This window comes from Streptomyces sp. NPDC002676 (assembly GCF_053592455.1).
Genome location: NZ_JBSFVT010000001.1, coordinates 642,967 through 659,896, shown reverse-complemented (window position 1 = coordinate 659,896; position 16,930 = coordinate 642,967). Strand labels below are relative to the sequence as shown.

The window sequence follows — 16,930 nt, the reverse complement described above, 5'->3', positions numbered from 1 at the left end:
CAAAATTCTCGTTATGGGGATAGTCGCCGGGTTGGACAGCTCGCCCGATTTCACTCGCATCGTGGTCTGTGACACGGACACCGGTGCCGTCATACGGCAGGGATACGCGCCGCATCCGATCGAGGCGCCGGACGGCGAGAAGCGTCCCAGCGACGTGGACCCGCAGGCCTGGCTGCTGTCCCTGGGCGAGGCCGCCGGGGGCGGACTGCTGGAGGGTGTGCAGGCCATCGGCGTCTCCGCGCAGCAGAACGCACTGATCCCGCTCGACGCCCAGGGCGCCACTGTGCGCCCGGCGCTCGTCGGCGGTGACAAGCGGGCGCAGGTCGCCGCGGCCGACCTGGTCGAGGCGCTCGGCGGGCGGGAGGCCTGGGCGCAGGCCGTGGGCTGTGTGCCGCAGGCCGCGCAGCCCGTGACCAAGCTGCGCTGGCTCGCCAAGAACGAGCCCGAGAACGCGCTGCGCACCGCGACCCTGCTACAGGCCCACGACTGGCTGGTCTGGCAGCTGCTGGGCCGGCCCGTGCGCCGGACCACCGACCGCGGCGGCGCCTCCGGCACCGGGTACTGGTCCGCGGCCACCGGCTCCTACCGGCCCGACCTGGTCGAGCTGGCGCTCGGGCACCAGTCGCTGCTGCCGGAGGTGATCGGCCCGTCGGAGGCGGCCGGTACGACCCCGGAGGGGCTGCTGATCTCGGCCGGGACCGGGGAGACCATGGCCGCAGCCTTCGGGCTCGGGCTCGGGCTGGGCGACGCGGTCGTGTCCCTCGGCGCCTCGGGCTCCGTGATGGCCGTCCACCCGGAGGCGCTGGCCGACCAGTCCGGGATGATCACGTCCCTCGCCGACGCCACCGGCATGCACCTGCCGGTCGTGACGACCCTCAACGCCGTACGGACCCTGCGCGGCACCGCCGAACTGCTCGGGCTGCCCGATCTGGAGAGCCTGTCCGAGCTGGCGATGAAGTCCACGCCGGGCGCCCACGGGCTCGTCCTCCTCCCCTATCTGGAGGGTGAGCGCACGCCGAATCTGCCGCACACCGCCGGGACGATCGCGGGGCTGCGGCGGGAGTCGATGAAGCCGGAGCATCTGGCGCGGGCCGCGTTCGAGGGCATGCTGTGCGGGCTCGCGGACGCGCTGGACGTGCTGCGCGGGCGGGGTGTGGAGGTACGGCGGATCTTCCTGCTGGGCCCGGCCGCCGAGCTGTCCGCCGTGCAGGCCGCGGCGCCCTCGCTGTTCGGCGCCCAGGTCGTCGTACCGCAGCCCGCGGACTACGCGGCGATCGGCGCGGCCCGGCAGGCGGCGTGGGCGCTCGGGGTGTCGCAGGGCGCCCTCGACCCGCGTACCCCGCCGGCCTGGCAGGGCGCGGCGGCGCAGGTCCTGGATCCGGGCGACGACCTGCCCGTCGGGCAGGCGGTGCGGCAGCAGTTCGTCTCGGTGCGCGAGCAGACCCATCCGGGGGCGTTCCGTCTCTGAAACCCCTGATCACCCGGGGGTTGGGTACACCGATTGGGTTAATCGGTTGAGGTAACGCCGGTGGAGTGTTCGACGATAGGGGCCAGGGGCAGTCGACCAGCCCCTACCGCCGACTCCGAGAGACGTAGCGTGCTCATACGACTTCTGCGGACCTATCTCAGGCCCTACAAGAAACCTATAGCCGTCCTGGTGGCGCTGCAGTTCCTGCAGACCTGCGCCACCCTCTACCTGCCCACCCTCAATGCCGACATCATCGACAACGGTGTCGTGAAGGGCGACACGGGTTACATCCTGTCCTTGGGCGCCTTGATGATCGGCATCTCGCTGGCCCAGGTTGTGTGCAACATCGGCGCCGTCTACTACGGCGCCCGGACCGCCTCGGCGCTCGGCCGGGACGTGCGCGGGGCCGTCTTCGACCGGGTCCAGTCCTTCTCCGCACGTGAGATCGGTCACTTCGGGGCGCCCTCCCTCATCACCCGTACGACCAACGACGTACAGCAGGTCCAGATGCTGGCCCTGATGACGTTCACGCTGATGGTGTCGGCGCCCATCATGTGTGTGGGCGGCATCGTGCTGGCCCTCGGCCTGGACGTGCCGCTGTCGGCGGTGCTCGTCGCCGTCGTCCCCGTGCTCGGCATCTCGGTGACGCTGATCGTGCGCCGGCTGCGCCCGCTGTTCCGGTCCATGCAGGTCCGCCTGGACACCGTGAACCGGGTGCTGCGCGAGCAGATCACCGGCAACCGGGTGATCCGCGCCTTCGTCCGGGACGAGTACGAGCAGAGGCGGTTCGGGAAGGCCAACGCCGACCTGACCGAGATGCAGCTGGCCACCGGCCGGATGCTCGCGCTGATGTTCCCGATCGTGATGACGGTGGTGAACCTGTCGTCCGTCGCGGTGGTGTGGTTCGGCGCGCACCGCATCGACAGCGGCGGGATGCAGATCGGTGACCTGACCGCGTTCCTCGCCTATCTGATGCAGATCGTCATGTCCGTGATGATGGCCACCTTCATGTTCATGATGGTGCCGCGCGCCGAGGTGTGCGCCGAGCGCATCCAGGAGGTCCTGGGGACCGATTCGAGCGTCGTACCGCCGCTCGCGCCCGTCACCGAGCTGCGCGGGCACGGGCACCTGGAGATCCGGGGCGCGGGCTTCCGCTATCCGGGCGCCGAGGAGCCGGTGCTGAAGTCCATCGACCTGGCCGCCCGGCCGGGCGAGACGACCGCCGTGATCGGCTCCACGGGCAGCGGCAAGTCGACGCTGCTGGGCCTCGTCCCGCGGCTGTTCGACGCCACCGAGGGCCAGGTGCTGGTGGACGGCGTCGACGTCTCGGAGGTCGACCCGAAGCTGCTGGCCAAAACCGTCGGGATGGTGCCGCAGAAGCCGTACCTGTTCGCGGGCACGGTGGCCACCAACCTGCGCTACGGCAACCCGGACGCCACCGACGAGGAGCTGTGGCACGCGCTGGAGGTGGCGCAGGCCAAGGACTTCGTGAGCAAGCTGGAGGGCGGGCTGAACGCGCCCATCGCGCAGGGCGGCACCAACGTCTCCGGCGGCCAGCGCCAGCGGCTCGCCATCGCCCGCACACTGGTGCAGCGCCCGGAGATCTACCTCTTCGACGACTCCTTCTCCGCCCTCGACTACGCGACGGACGCGGCACTGCGTGCGGCCCTCGCCGAGGAGACCGCCGAGGCGACCGTCGTCATCGTCGCGCAGCGCGTGGCGACCATCCGGGACGCCGACCGGATCATCGTGCTGGACGAGGGCCTCGTGGTCGGCTCCGGCCGGCACCACGAGCTGATGACGACGAACGAGACCTACCGGGAGATCGTGCTCTCCCAGCTGACGGAAGCGGAGGCCGCCTGATGGCCGGGCCCATGGGACGCATGATGGCCGGAGGCGGCCCGGACCAGCGCTCGATGGACTTCAAGGGGTCGGGCAAGCGGCTCCTCTCCCACTTCAAGCCCGAACGGCTCACCCTGTACACGCTGCTGCTGTGCCTGGTGGTCAGCGTGGCGCTGAGCGTGGTCGGCCCGAAGATCCTCGGCAGGGCGACCGACCTGGTCTTCGCCGGCATCATCGGCCGGCAGATGCCCGCCGGCTCCAGCAAGGAGCAGGTGCTCGACTCCATGCGGGCACATGGCCGCGGCTCGATCGCGGACATGCTGCAGAGCACGGACTTCACGCCCGGCAAGGGCATCGACTTCGGTGCCGTCGGCAGCGTGCTGCTGCTCGCCACGGGAACGTTCCTGCTGGCCGGTCTGCTGACGGCGATCGCGACCCGGCTGGTCAACCGGACCGTCAACCGCACGATGTTCCGGATGCGGGAGGACGTGCAGACGAAGCTGTCCCGGCTGCCGCTGTCGTACTTCGACAAGCGCCAGCGCGGCGAGGTGCTCTCCCGCGCGACCAACGACATCGACAACATCGGGCAGACGCTCCAGCAGTCGATGGGACAGCTGATCAACGCGGTGCTCACCATCATCGGCGTGCTCGCGATGATGTTCTGGGTCTCCTGGATCCTCGCGCTGGTCGCGCTGGTGACCGTGCCGCTGTCGGTCTTCGTGGCCGCCCGCGTCGGCAAGCGGTCGCAGCCGCACTTCGTGCAGCAGTGGCGCACCACCGGCAAGCTGAACGCGCACGTCGAGGAGATGTACACCGGGCACACCCTGGTGAAGGTGTTCGGGCGCCAGGAGGAGTCGGCGCAGCAGTTCGCCGAGCAGAACGAGGCGCTGTACCAGGCCGCGTTCAAGGCGCAGTTCAACAGCGGCATCATGCAGCCGCTGATGATGTTCGTGTCGAACCTGAACTACATCCTGGTGGCGGTCGTCGGCGGCCTGCGGGTGGCCTCGGGCTCGCTCTCCATCGGTGACGTGCAGGCCTTCATCCAGTACTCGCGGCAGTTCTCGATGCCGCTGACGCAGGTCGCGTCGATGGCGAACCTGGTGCAGTCGGGTGTGGCGTCGGCGGAGCGGATCTTCGAACTCCTGGACGCGGAGGAGCAGGAGGCGGACCCGGTGCCGGGCGAGCGGCCGGCCGAGCTGCGCGGGCTGGTGGACCTGGAGCAGGTGGCGTTCCGCTACGACCCCGACAAGCCGCTGATCGAGGACCTGTCGCTGACGGTGCGGCCGGGCCAGACGGTGGCCATCGTCGGCCCGACCGGCGCGGGCAAGACCACGCTGGTCAACCTGCTGATGCGGTTCTACGACGTGTCGGGCGGCCGGATCACTCTCGACGGGGTGGACATCCGGAAGATGTCCCGCGACGAACTGCGGTCCGGCATCGGCATGGTGCTCCAGGACACCTGGCTGTTCGGCGGCACCATCGCGGAGAACATCGCGTACGGCGCCTCGCGGGAGGTCACCCGGGGCGAGATCGAGGAGGCGGCACGGGCGGCGCACGCCGACCGGTTCATCCGCACCCTCCCCGACGGCTACGACACCGTGATCGACGACGAGGGCACCGGGGTCAGCGCCGGTGAGAAGCAGCTCATCACGATCGCGCGGGCGTTCCTGTCCGACCCCGTGATCCTGGTGCTGGACGAGGCGACCAGCTCCGTCGACACCCGTACCGAGGTGCTGATCCAGAAGGCGATGGCCAAACTCGCGCACGGCCGTACGTCGTTCGTGATCGCGCACCGGCTCTCCACCATCCGGGACGCCGACACGATCCTGGTGATGGAGAACGGCTCGATCGTGGAACAGGGCGCGCACACGGACCTGTTGGAGGCGGACGGGGCGTACGCGCGGCTGTACAAGGCCCAGTTCGCGCAGGCGCTGGCGGAAGTCGACTAGGCCCAGAGAAGCCGACCAGCAGGCAGGGGCCGCCACGCGACTGTGGCGGCCCCTGCCTGCTTTTCAGTCCAGGTAACCCCGCAACTGGTCCGCGAAGGCGTGGTCCCGGAGCTTGTTGAGGGTCTTGGACTCGATCTGGCGTATGCGCTCCCGGGTCACGCCGAACAGCCGGCCGATCTCCTCCAGGGTGCGGGGGCGGCCGTCGATCAGTCCGTAGCGGAGCTGGACGACCTTGCGCTCGCGCTCGCCGAGCGTGGACAGCACCGCTTCCAGGTGCTCGCGCAGCAGCAGGAACGCGGCGGACTCCACGGGGCTGGCCGCGTCGCCGTCCTCGATGAGGTCGCCGAGGGCCACGTCGTCCTCCTCCCCCACGGGCGCGTGCAGGGAGACCGGTTCCTGGGCGAGCCGCAGGACCTCGCCGACCCGCTCGGGCGCAAGGTCGAGGTGGGCGGCGACCTCGTCCGGGGTGGGCTCGTAGCCGCGTTCCTGGAGCATCCGCCGCTGCACCCGTACGACGCGGTTGATCAGCTCGACGACGTGCACGGGGACGCGGATGGTGCGGGCCTGGTCGGCGAGGGCGCGGGACATGGCCTGCCGGATCCACCAGGTGGCGTACGTGGAGAACTTGTAGCCGCGGGCGTAGTCGAACTTCTCCACGGCCCGGATGAGCCCGAGGTTGCCCTCCTGGACGAGGTCGAGCATGGTCAGCCCGCGGCCGACGTACCGCTTGGCGACCGAGACCACGAGCCGCAGGTTGGCCTCGATGAGCCGCCGCTTGGCCATCCGGCCCAGCACGACGAGCCGGTCCAGGTCCATGGCGAGCTGGGTGTCCAGGTCGGGGGTGCTGCTCAGCTTCTCCTCGGCGAACAGGCCGGCCTCCACCCGGCGGGCGAGTTCGACCTCCTCGGCGGCGGTGAGCAGCGGGATACGGCCGATCTCGCGCAGGTACTGGCGGAACAGGTCGGCGGAGGGACCCCCGCTCTCGGCCCGGGCGGCGACCGGCGCCTCGGCAGGCTCCTCGGCGGGCTCCTCCGCGGGCTCCTCCGCGGGCTCCTCGGCGTCCTCCGCGAGCGCGTCGGCGGGCGGCTCCGTCGGCTCCGCGGCCGTCTCGGCGGTCTCCGGGTGATGCGCGCCACGGCTCTGTGGCGGCACGGCCGCGACGACGCCGGTCTCCTCGTCCGGCTCGCCGGGGGTGGCACCGGTGCTGCTGTCGGTCTGAGTGAGGGTCTGGGTCTGCACGGGGGCGACCTCCAGGATGTTCGCTGCTCAAGGAGTACGGCAGCGGTACTTCGGGAGCAGAGTCGACGGCCTGCGCTCCGAGGACTCGGACACCGCCCCCAGTGTGGAGTACGACACATCCCCGCTACGAGGGGCGTGCGGTGACTTTTTGCGTCCGGTCCGTGACCCGTTGGTGACCCTGGTGCTCAGAGAGCCGAGGGACCCTCGTCCTGCAGCGCCCTGTCGTACCTGGTGAGGACCATCATCTCGTTCTGGACGGCGGCCGACTGCGCCGGATCCGAGTGCCCGAGCCGGGTCAAGGTGCCCTGGAGATCGGTGAGTCGACGGGTCACGGCCCGGCGCCGGACCGTGACGAGCTGTTCGCCGGCGTAGGCCTCGTCGACCGTGCGGCGCAGGATCGCCTCCACCGCCAGCTCCGTCACCATCGCCCGGACCGTGTCGTCGGGGGCCGCGTCCCGGACGCGGACCAGGTACTCCTGCGGGTCCTGGCCGCCGTACTCGGCGCCGCCCGCCTCCGCGATCGCCTGGCGTACGGCCGCGTAGGGAGGGGCGGTGAACTCGTCGACGCCGTACGCGTCGAACGCGGGCGACACCAGCTCGGGCCGCTGCAGGGCGAGTTTGAGCAGTTCGCGCTCGGTGGCGTAGACGGGGTTGCGCAGGGTGAGAGCCGGGCCGGAGTTCGCCGGGCGGGATGCTCCCTCCCACTGCTGCTGCGGGGCGCGGGGCTGCTGCTGCGGGCCGCCCTTGCCGCCGCGTTCGCGGGCCCAGCGGGCCAGCTGGGCCACTCGCTTGACCACGAACTGGGTGTCGAGGATGCCGAGCATGCCGGCCAGTTCGACGGCGACCTCGTGCTGGGCGCCGCTGTTCTTGATGCGGGCGACGATCGGGGCGGCCTCGTCCAGGGCTGCGGCGCGGCCGGCCGGGGTGTCGAGGTCGTAGCGGGCCACGATCTGGCGGAGCGCGAACTCGAAGAGCGGGGTGCGGGGCTCGACCAGGTCGGCGACCGCCTCGTCGCCCTTGGCCAGGCGCAGCTCGCAGGGGTCCATGCCGTCCGGGGCGACGGCGATGTATGTCTCGGCGGCGAACTTCTGGTCGTCCTCGAAGGCGCGCAGGGCCGCCTTCTGGCCGGCCGCGTCGCCGTCGAAGGTGAAGATCACGCGGGCCGAGCCGTTGTCCATCAGCAGCCGGCGGAGGATCTTGATGTGGTCGCCGCCGAAGGCGGTACCGCAGGTGGCGATCGCGGTCGTGACGCCGGCGAGGTGGCAGGCCATGACGTCCGTGTAGCCCTCGACGACGACGGCCCGGCTGGCCTTGGCGATGTTCTGCTTCGCAAGGTCGATGCCGTACAGGACCTGGGACTTCTTGTAGATCGCCGTCTCGGGCGTGTTCAGGTACTTCGGGCCGTTGTCCGCCTCGTACAGCTTGCGGGCGCCGAAGCCGACGACCTCGCCGCCGATGTCCCGGATGGGCCACATCAGGCGGCCCCGGAAGCGGTCGATGGGGCCGCGGCGGCCCTCCTGGGAGAGGCCGGAGAGGATCAGTTCCTTGTCGGTGAAGCCCTTCCCGCGCAGGTAGCGGGTGAGGTGGTCCCAGCCCTGGGGGCTGTAGCCGACGCTGAAGTGGACGGCGGCGGCCTGGTCGAAGCCGCGCTCGGCGAGGAAGAGCCGGCCGGTCTCGGCCTCGGGGCTGGTGGCGAGCTGCTCGGCGTACCACTGGGCGGCGACCTTGTGCGCCTCGACCAGCCGGATGCGCTCGCCGCGCTGGTGGGCGGGGTTGTACCCGCCCTCCTCGTAACGCAGCGTGATGCCGGCCTGGGCGGCCAGCCGCTCGACCGCCTCCGAGAAGGAGAGGTGGTCCACCTTCATGACGAAGGTGATGGTGTCGCCACCCTCCTGGCAGCCGAAGCAGTGGAAGAGTCCCTTGCTCGGGCTGACCTGGAAGGACGGCGACTTCTCGTCGTGGAAGGGGCACAGGCCCTTGAGGTTGCCGCCGCCCGCGTTGCGCAGCTGGAGGTACTCGGAGACCACGGCGTCGATCGGGACCGCGTCCCGTACCGCCTTCACGTCCTCGTCGTTGATCCGTCCTGCCACGTGTGAATTCTACGGGGCTGAACTGACACTCCTGGGGCGCGCTTGCCGACCTCCGGCCGGGGGTCCGGGGGATGCCCCCCGGGAATTGCAGCACGGGGCCGGACCGACACCCCCGGTGTTCAGGAGGCCAGGCTGCCGAGCGGCACGTGCGGGTCCGCCAGGGCCTCCGTGTCCACCTGGGCCCTGGAGCGGATCAGCTTCTGGATCGGCTCTGTGACATCCCACACGTTCACGTTCATCCCGGCCAGGACGCGCCCCTCCTTGATCCAGAACGCGATGAACTCCCGCTTGCCCGCGTCGCCCCGGATCACCACCTCGTCGTACGACCCGGGCGGCGCCCAGCCGCTGTACTCCATCCCCAGGTCGTACTGGTCGGTGAAGAAGTAGGGCACCCGGTCGTGGACGACGTCCTGGCCCAGCATCGAGCGCGCCGCCGCCGGTCCGCCGTTCAGGGCGTTGGCCCAGTGCTCCACGCGGATCCTGGTGCCGAAGAGGTCGAGCGGGAAGGCCGCGACGTCACCGGCCGCGTAGATGTCGGGGTCGGTGGTGCGCAGGCGTTCGTCGACCGCGACGCCGCCGCCGTGCGCCCGGTCGGCCAGCTCAAGGCCCGCCGCCTCGGCCAGGCCGGTGCGCGGTGCCGCGCCGATCGCCGCGAGGACCTCGTGCGCCGGGTGCTCCTCGCCGTCGTCGGTGCGGACCGCGAAGACCATGCCGTCCTGGCCGACGATCTCGGTGAGCCGCACGCCGAAGTGGAAGCGCACGCCGTGCTCGCGGTGCAGCTGCGCGAAGACGTTGCCCAGCTCGGGGCCGAGGACGCTGTGCAGCGGGGTGGGCAGCGGCTCGATCACCGTCACCTCGGCGCCGTACTCGCGGGCCGCCGCCGCGACCTCCAGGCCGATCCAGCCGGCGCCCGCGATCACGAGGTGCCCGTTGTCCCGGCCGAGGGAGGCGAGGACGTGTTTGAGCCGCTCGGCGTGGGCGAGGCGGCGCAGATGGTGGACGCCCACCAGGTCGGTGCCGGGGATGTCCAGGCGGCGCGGCTCGGCGCCGGTCGCGAGGAGCAGCTTGTCGTAGCGGATGACGGTGCCGTCGCCCAGGCGGACGGTCTTCGCGGAGCGGTCGATCGCGACGACGGTCTGGCCGAGGTGCAGTTCGACGTCGTGCTGCGCGTACCAGCCGGGCTCGTGCACGAAGACGCTGTCCCGCTCCTCCTTGCCGAGCAGGAAGCCCTTGGACAGCGGCGGCCGTTCGTAGGGGTGGTCGCGTTCGTCGCTGATCAGTATCACCCGGCCGGTGAAGCCCTCCGCACGGAGCGTCTCGGCCGCCTTCGCTCCGGCGAGGCCGCCTCCGACGATGACGAATGTCTGATCCGCGTCGACCACTTGATGCCTCCTCTTAAGGGTGCCGCCACATGCGAGCGTCCCGCACGCAGCGTGCTGCGGGAAGAGGGAGTGACCCGATCAGGCCACGGTGGGTCACTTTCCTCTCACATATGCCCCGTAAGTCTCGCGTGCAGCGAGCGGGCCGAGGCGTCGGTGAGAGATGCGATCTGGTCGACGATCACCCGCTTGCGCGCGTGGTCGTCGCCTGCCCCGTCGAACAGCGCCCGAAACTGCGGATCCAGACCGTCGGGAGCGCGGGCCGTGAGCGCCTCCGCCAGCTCCGCCACGACCACCCGCTGATCGGCGCGCAGCCGCTCCTGCTCGGCGCGCTGCATCACATACCGGTCCGCGACCGCCTTGAGCACCGCGCACTCCATCCGCGTCTCGCGGGGTACGACGAGTTCGGCGTCGTAGCGGGTGAGCCGGCCGCTGCCGTACGCGGCGCGTGTGGCGCCCTCGGCGGCCAGGCAGAACCGGCCGATGAGCTGGCTGGTGGCGTCCTTCAGGCGGGCCTGGGCGACCGCCGTGCCGTCGTAGCCGTGCGGCCACCACTCCTGGTCCTGGAGGCGGTCGAGGGCAGCGGCGAGTTCCTCGGGGTCCGTGTCCGCGGGGACGTAGCGGCCGATGGCGACCTCGAACACCGCCTGCCGTTCGGGCTCGGCGTGCAGGCAGTTGGGGTCGATGTGGCCGGCGTGCAGGCCGTCCTCGACGTCGTGCACCGAGTAGGCCACGTCGTCCGCCCAGTCCATGACCTGTGCCTCGAAGCAGGTGCGGGTGCCGGGGGCGGTCTTGCGGACCCAGTCGAACACCGGGCGGTCGTCCTCGTACACGCCGAACTTCTTCGACGCCGGGTCGGTGGGGTGCGCGCCGCGCTGCCAGGGGTACTTGGTGGCGGCGTCCAGGGCGGCGCGGGTGAGGTTGAGGCCGACGGAGCCCTCCGGGGTGAACCGCTTGGGCTCGATCCGGGTGAGGAGTCTGAGGGACTGGGCGTTGCCCTCGAAACCGCCGCAGTCGTCGGCGAACTCGTTCAGCGCCTGTTCGCCGTTGTGGCCGAAGGGCGGGTGGCCGAGGTCGTGGGAGAGGCAGGCGGCTTCGACCAGGTCGGGGTCACAGCCGAGGGCTGCGCCCAGCTCGCGGCCGACCTGGGCGCACTCCAGGGAGTGGGTGAGGCGGGTGCGGGGGCTCGCGTCCCAGGCGAGGCTGCGTGTACCGGGCGTGACCACTTGGGTCTTGCCGGCCAGGCGGCGGAGCGCTGCGCTGTGCAGGATGCGGGCGCGGTCGCGCTGGAAGGCGGTGCGGCCTGGGCGCTTGTCGGGTTCGGGGGCCCAGCGTTCGACTGACGTCGGGTCGTAAGCGTTCTCGGGTGCGGTGCCTTCCATGCTTTGACAGTAAGCGGCGGCAGTGACAATTGGGGGGTGCCGGGCGCCCGGTGATCTGCCGGGTGCGGAATTCGGGCGGCTGCGGATGGTCCCTCAGGCAGCTGCGATCGACCGTGCTGCCAAGGCCTCCTCGTATCGGTGCACCACCAAGCGGGCCATCGCCTCGTGCGCCCCCAATGGAGCCGCCGCTATCCATGGCGCCTGGTCCGCGCACTGTGTCGCGAAGCGGCCCGGGGCCGTGAAGTACGACGCGATCGCCACCCGGTGGCGGCCCCGGGCCGTCAGGGCGCGCACCGCTGACTGCACCGTGGGGGTCGCGGCCGAGGCGTACGCCGGGACGACCGGGACTCCGAGGCGGTCGGCGAGGAGGCGGGCCGTGCGGCGGGTGTCCGTCGCGGAGTCGGGGTCGCGGGAGCCTGCCGCGGCGAGGACCACCGCGGTCGAGCGGCGGGCGACGTCGCCCTCGGGCGTGTGCCAGCCGGCCTCGGTCAGGCGGTCGTAGAGGGTCTCCACGAGGAGCGGGTGCGGGCCGAGCGGGGCGGCCAGGCTGGCCCGGGCGGACGCGGCGGCGGCCATCTCGGGGATGTCCTGCTTGACGTGGTAGCCGCGGCCGAGCAGGAGCGGTACGAGGACGGCGGGGGCGCTGCCGAGGGCTGCGAGGGTGTCGGGCAGCAGCGGCTCGTTCAGCTCGATGTGGCCCAGCCGGACGGGCAGCGCGGGGCGCAGCTCGCGTACCCGCTCCATGAGCGTGCGTACGGTGTCCAGCGCGCGCGGGTCCCGGCTGCCGTGGGCCACCAGTACGAGGGCGGGCGCGGCGCGGCGGGGCCCGCCGCTCGGCGAGACGAGCCTGAGCCGGTCGGCGAGCCGACTGCTGATGGCGCTCATGAGGTCCGCCGTGCTGTCCAGGTGGACGCTGGGCCCGTCGGGGAGAGGATGCGACGCCGTCATACGGAGATCCTGACGGCCGGAGGTTGCGTCGCCGTTGCACGGTCGTCACGAGTGTTTTCCATGGGTTCACGGCGCACGGCGGCGGGATGTGAGGCGAACCGGAGCGCCGTCCCGCGCGTCCTCCATGGTCGGAACCGATCAACCGTTCACATGGGACCGGGTCAATGGGGGGACGCATGAAGATCCGTCGATCGCGGCTGCCGCGCACCCGCCGAGGGCAGCGGCGGCTGGTGCAGGCCGTGATGGCCGTGTGCGTGCTGGCGCTGCTGCCGGCGGCCTGGCTGTTCGTGTCGACGGCGGACCGGCTGCGGACGACCGCGGACGCGCCGCGCGCCGAGGTCGCCATGGTCTTCGGGGCCGGTCTGTGGAACGGCGAACCCTCGCCGTACCTGGCGCACCGGCTGGACGCGGCGGCGCAGCTGTACCGGGCGGGCCGGGTCGAGGTGGTGCTGGTCACCGGGGACAACAGCCGCAAGGACTACGACGAGCCGGACGCCATGCGCGCGTACCTGAAGAAGCACGGCGTGCCGGACCGGCGGATCGTCAGCGACTACGCCGGTTTCGACACCTGGGACTCGTGCGTGCGGGCCAAGAAGATCTTCGGGGTGGACCGGGCGGTGCTCATCAGCCAGGGCTTCCACATCCGGCGGGCGGTCGCGCTGTGCGAGGCGGCGGGGGTCGACTCGTACGGCGTCGGGGTCCAGGACAAGCACGACGCGACCTGGTACTACGGCGGCACCCGGGAGATCTTCGCGGCGGGCAAGGCGGCGCTGGACGCGGTGTTCCATCCGGATCCGACCTTCCTGGGGCCGCGGGAGCAGGGGATCACGAAGGCGCTGGCGGGGGCGCGGGGCTGAGCATGGAGATCACGGACCTGACGCCGGCCGAGCGCCGCGTCCGGGACGCCTTCCCGCTCGGCGAGGGTGTCGACTTCCGGGAGGGCGACGACGAGGACCCCGGGCAGGGCGGCTCGTGGGGTCCCGAGCGCACCCTGCGGGCGGAGGTGCTGCGGGAGCTGCTGCTGGACGGGCCGGTGCGGGAGGGCCGGATAGCCGGGCTGAGGGTGACGGGCGCGCGGATCACCGGGAAGCTGAACCTCATGTACGGCACGGTCGGCCATTCCGTCCGCCTGCGCTCCTGCCACTTCGAGGAGGAGCCCAATCTGTACGGGGCTCAGGTCGTCGCCCTGATTCTGAGCGACTCGGTGCTGCCGGGGCTGATGGCCGGAAATCTGCGCGCCGAGGGGGTCGTACGGATCACCCGCTGCCGGGTCACGGGGCCGGTGCGGTTCCAGGGGGCGAAGCTGTCCGGAGCGCTGTTCGCCGACGGGGCGCGGCTCGGCAGGCCCGGCGAGGTCCCCGAGGAGCCCGTGCTCCAGCTCAACCACGCCGAGGTGGGCACGGACGTGTGGGCCCCGGATCTGGTCGTGCACGGCAAGGTCCACTTGAACGGGGCGGTCGTCCGCAATCAGGTGAACCTCAACGACGCGGAGCTGAACGCCCCCGGAGAGACCGCGTTGCACGCCGAGGTGCTGACGGTCGGCACCGACCTGAACGCCATGCGGCTGCGGGCCCGTGGCCGGGTCAATCTGGGCGGTGCCCGGATTCCCCGTCAGCTCAATCTCGCCTACGCCCGGCTGTCCAACCCGGACGGCCAGGCCCTGCGCGCCAGCAGCTGTGTCGTCGGCGAGCTGTGGCTGCGGGAGGCCGCGCCCATCGAGGGAGCCGTCAATCTGCGCCGTGCCCAGCTCGACCTGTTGCACGTGCCGCCCGAGGTGTGGCCCCGGCAGGTGCAGACCGACGGGCTCAGCTACCGCGTCCTGACCCCGCACCTCCCGGCCGAGCAGCGTCTTCCGCTGCTGGAAGGCGAGCCGGCCGGGTACCTTCCCCACCCGTACGAGCAGCTGACCACGGCGTACCGCACGGTGGGCGACGACGCCGCCGCGCGCACCGTCCAGCTGGCCAAGCTCCGTCGCCACCGCCGCACCCTGCCGCCGTACGCCCGGCTGTGGGGCTACCTCCAGGACGCGGCCGTCGGCTACGGCTTCCGCCCGATGCGGGCCGCGGGCTGGCTGCTGTTGCTGCTGTGCACCGGCACGCTCACCTTCGCCCTGCACCATCCGCCCGCGCTCAAGCCGGCCGAGGCGCCCGCGTTCAACCCGCTCTTCTACACGCTGGACCTGCTGCTGCCGATCATCGACTTCGGCCAGGAGGCGGCGTTCGCGCCGCGCGCCGGGTACCAGTGGCTGTCGTATCTGCTGATCGCCACCGGCTGGGTGCTGGCGACGACGATCGCGGCGGGCGTCACCCGCTCCCTGAACCGGCAGTAGACACGGAACCGCGACCTCACGCCCCGCCCGGCCCGGCGGGGAGGTCGCCGTCCCGGCGGCGTAACAGGAGCAGCCCGGGGCCGTAACACGCCCGACGCACGCTGGGCTGCATGGACTCCACCTCGACGCCCACCCACTGCCCGTACTGCGCTCTGCAATGCGGGATGAACATCCTGTCCCTGCCACAGGGGGGCGTCGAGGTGGCCGAGCGTGCGGACTTCCCGGTGAACCGGGGCGCGCTGTGCGGCAAGGGCCGTACGGCCGCCGAGGTGCTGGCGCCGGGGGCGCGGCTGACCTCGCCGCTCGTGCGGTCCGGGGGCCGGCTGGTGCCGGTGTCCTGGACACAGGCGCTGGACCTGGTCGCCGAGCGGCTCGGGGCGACGCGGGAGCGGTACGGGGCCGACGCGCTCGGGGTGTTCGGCGGGGGCGGGCTGACGAACGAGAAGGCGTACGCGCTCGGCAAGTTCGCGCGGGTGGTGCTGGGCACCTCGCAGATCGACTACAACGGCCGCTTCTGCATGTCGTCGGCCGCCGCCGCCGGGACGAAGGCGTTCGGGCTGGACCGGGGGCTGCCGTTCCCGCTGGAGGACATCCCGAGGACCGGGTGCGTGATCCTGGTCGGCTCGAACCTCGCCGAGACGATGCCGCCGTCGCTGCGCTACTTCCGTGAACTACGGGAGAACGGCGGCACGTTGATCGTGGTCGATCCGCGCCGGACGAAGACCGCCGAGCAGGCCGACCTGCACCTTTCGCCCCGCCCCGGCACCGATCTCGCCCTGGCGCTCGGCCTGTTGCACCTGGTGGTGGCCGAGGGGCGGACGGACGAGGAGTACATCCGGGAGCGGACGACCGGCTGGGAGGAGGCGCGCGCGGCGGCGATGGCGCACTGGCCGGAGTACGTGGAACGGATCACAGGGGTGTCCGTTCCCCAACTGCGCGAAGTGGTAAGGCTGTTCTGCGAGCCGGAGGCCGCGATGGTGCTGACGGCCCGCGGGCCGGAGCAGCAGTCCAAGGGCACGGACACGGTGGGCGCGTGGATCAACCTGTGCCTGGCGACGGGCCGGGCGGGCCGCCCGCTGTCCGGGTACGGCTGTCTGACCGGGCAGGGCAACGGCCAGGGCGGACGCGAACACGGCCAGAAGGCCGACCAGTTGCCCGGCTACCGCAAGCTGGACGACCCGGCGGCCCGCCGCCATGTGGCCGAGGTGTGGGGCGTCAACCCGGACAGCCTGCCCGGCCCCGGGCGCAGCGCCTACGAGCTGCTGGACGCGCTCGGCACGGACATCCGGGCGCTGCTGCTGATGGGCTCCAACCCGGTGGTGTCGGCGCCGCGGGCCGCGCATGTGGAGGAGCGCGTCAAGGCGCTGGACTTCCTGGCCGTCTGCGATGTCGTCCTGTCGGAGACGGCGGAGCTCGCGGACGTCGTCCTGCCGGTGACGCAGTGGGCCGAGGAGTCGGGTACGACGACGAACCTGGAGGGCAGGGTGCTGCTGCGCCGCCGGGCGGTCCCCCCGCCCTCCGGCGTCCGCAGCGACCTGGACGTCCTGCACGGTCTGGCCGCCCGCCTGGGCGTGGAGAAGGGCTTCCCGACCGACCCCGAGGAGGTCTTCGGCGAACTCCGCCGGGCCAGCGCCGGCGGCCCTGCGGACTACTCCGGCATCACCTACCGGCGGCTGGCGGAGGAGAACGGCGTGTTCTGGCCGTGCCCGCAGACCGCGGAGGAGACGGCACAGGGCGGCGACGAGGCGGTCCACCCGGGCACGCCCCGCCTCTTCCTGGACCGGTTCGCCACCGAGGACGGGCGGGCCCGGTTCGCGGTCGTGACGCACCGGCCCACGGCGGAGGAGCCGGACGAGGAGTACCCGCTGCTGCTGACCACCGGCCGGGTGGTGTCGCAGTACCAGTCGGGCGCGCAGACCCGGCGGGTCGCCGAGCTGAACGCCGCCGCGCCCGGCCCGTTCGTGGAGCTGCACCCGCGGCTCGCGGCCCGTATCGGCGCGGGCGAGGGGGATCCGGTGACGGTGGTCTCCCGGCGCGGCCGGGCCGTGGCGCCCGCCCGCATCACCGACGGCATCCGCCCGGACACGGTCTTCATGCCCTTCCACTGGCCGGGCGAGGGCCGCGCCAACAACCTCACCAACCCGGCCCTCGACCCGACCTCCCGGATGCCGGAGTTCAAGTCGTGCGCGGTGCGGGTGGAGGTGGTGAAGTCCGTAGCGGTTCCGTCATGAGTTGGGTTCAACTCCTGGACACCGTCCCCACCGTTGACCGTAGTCTCGCTAGTCTCGCTAAGGTCGCCGGATC

At 71.7% G+C, this 16,930-nt stretch carries 10 protein-coding genes and 1 pseudogene; 6 read left to right on the top strand and 5 right to left on the bottom strand.

The window, feature by feature from the left end:
• Positions 1-13 precede the first annotated feature (13 nt).
• The 3 genes from ACWD3E_RS02945 (at position 14) to ACWD3E_RS02935 (ending at position 5,259) form a co-directional block, all read left to right on the top strand.
• Positions 14-1,468 carry an FGGY family carbohydrate kinase gene (locus ACWD3E_RS02945; RefSeq protein WP_451385762.1) on the top strand — a complete coding sequence of 485 codons (1,455 nt, stop codon included), beginning with the start codon at positions 14-16 and terminating at the stop codon, positions 1,466-1,468.
• A gap of 129 nt (positions 1,469-1,597) precedes the next feature.
• On the top strand, positions 1,598-3,331 hold the full coding sequence (locus ACWD3E_RS02940) for an ABC transporter ATP-binding protein (protein ID WP_451385761.1): 1,734 nt from the start codon (positions 1,598-1,600) through the stop codon (positions 3,329-3,331).
• A complete protein-coding gene (locus tag ACWD3E_RS02935; protein WP_451385760.1) occupies positions 3,331-5,259 on the top strand; it encodes an ABC transporter ATP-binding protein in 1,929 nt (642 codons plus the stop codon). The genes ACWD3E_RS02940 and ACWD3E_RS02935 overlap by 1 nt, the downstream gene beginning before the upstream one ends.
• Before the next feature lie 63 nt (positions 5,260-5,322).
• Here the strand turns inward: ACWD3E_RS02935 and ACWD3E_RS02930 are convergent.
• From ACWD3E_RS02930 to ACWD3E_RS02910, 5 genes and pseudogenes are all read right to left on the bottom strand, one after another.
• Positions 5,323-6,541: pseudogene (locus tag ACWD3E_RS02930) on the bottom strand (RNA polymerase sigma factor).
• Positions 6,542-6,683: 142 nt separating this feature from the next.
• Positions 6,684-8,588: a DNA primase gene (gene dnaG, locus ACWD3E_RS02925; RefSeq protein WP_451385759.1), complete on the bottom strand. Its 1,905-nt coding sequence runs from the start codon at positions 8,586-8,588 to the stop codon at positions 6,684-6,686.
• A 119-nt stretch (positions 8,589-8,707) separates the two neighbouring features.
• Entirely contained in the window at positions 8,708-9,970 is a 1,263-nt protein-coding gene (locus ACWD3E_RS02920; protein WP_451385758.1) for an NAD(P)/FAD-dependent oxidoreductase, read from the bottom strand.
• A 104-nt stretch (positions 9,971-10,074) separates the two neighbouring features.
• On the bottom strand, positions 10,075-11,349 hold the full coding sequence (locus ACWD3E_RS02915; RefSeq protein ID WP_451385757.1) for a deoxyguanosinetriphosphate triphosphohydrolase: 1,275 nt from the start codon (positions 11,347-11,349) through the stop codon (positions 10,075-10,077).
• A 93-nt stretch (positions 11,350-11,442) separates the two neighbouring features.
• Positions 11,443-12,297, bottom strand: coding sequence for a sirohydrochlorin chelatase (locus tag ACWD3E_RS02910; protein ID WP_451385756.1), 855 nt, complete (start codon positions 12,295-12,297; stop codon positions 11,443-11,445).
• 176 nt (positions 12,298-12,473) lie between these two features.
• On the opposite strand from ACWD3E_RS02910, the gene ACWD3E_RS02905 reads away from it, so the two are divergent.
• The 3 genes from ACWD3E_RS02905 (at position 12,474) to ACWD3E_RS02895 (ending at position 16,857) form a co-directional block, all read left to right on the top strand.
• Entirely contained in the window at positions 12,474-13,154 is a 681-nt protein-coding gene (locus tag ACWD3E_RS02905; RefSeq protein WP_451385755.1) for a SanA/YdcF family protein, read from the top strand.
• Positions 13,155-13,156: 2 nt separating this feature from the next.
• Positions 13,157-14,626, top strand: a complete 1,470-nt coding sequence (locus tag ACWD3E_RS02900; protein WP_451385754.1) for a membrane-associated oxidoreductase — start codon at positions 13,157-13,159, stop codon at positions 14,624-14,626.
• Positions 14,627-14,736: 110 nt separating this feature from the next.
• On the top strand, positions 14,737-16,857 hold the full coding sequence (locus ACWD3E_RS02895) for a molybdopterin oxidoreductase family protein (protein WP_451385753.1): 2,121 nt from the start codon (positions 14,737-14,739) through the stop codon (positions 16,855-16,857).
• Positions 16,858-16,930 lie beyond the last annotated feature (73 nt).

Bases quoted from the DNA above. Each gene is read 5' to 3' on its own strand.
- ACWD3E_RS02945 (WP_451385762.1), top strand. From the start codon at position 14: ATGGGGATAGTCGCCGGGTTGGACAGCTCGCCCGATTTCACTCGCATC.
- ACWD3E_RS02935 (WP_451385760.1), top strand. From the start codon at position 3,331: ATGGCCGGGCCCATGGGACGCATGATGGCCGGAGGCGGCCCGGACCAG.
- ACWD3E_RS02915 (WP_451385757.1), bottom strand. From the start codon at position 11,349: ATGGAAGGCACCGCACCCGAGAACGCTTACGACCCGACGTCAGTCGAA.
- ACWD3E_RS02910 (WP_451385756.1), bottom strand. From the start codon at position 12,297: ATGACGGCGTCGCATCCTCTCCCCGACGGGCCCAGCGTCCACCTGGAC.
- ACWD3E_RS02905 (WP_451385755.1), top strand. From the start codon at position 12,474: ATGAAGATCCGTCGATCGCGGCTGCCGCGCACCCGCCGAGGGCAGCGG.
- ACWD3E_RS02900 (WP_451385754.1), top strand. From the start codon at position 13,157: ATGGAGATCACGGACCTGACGCCGGCCGAGCGCCGCGTCCGGGACGCC.
- ACWD3E_RS02895 (WP_451385753.1), top strand. From the start codon at position 14,737: ATGGACTCCACCTCGACGCCCACCCACTGCCCGTACTGCGCTCTGCAA.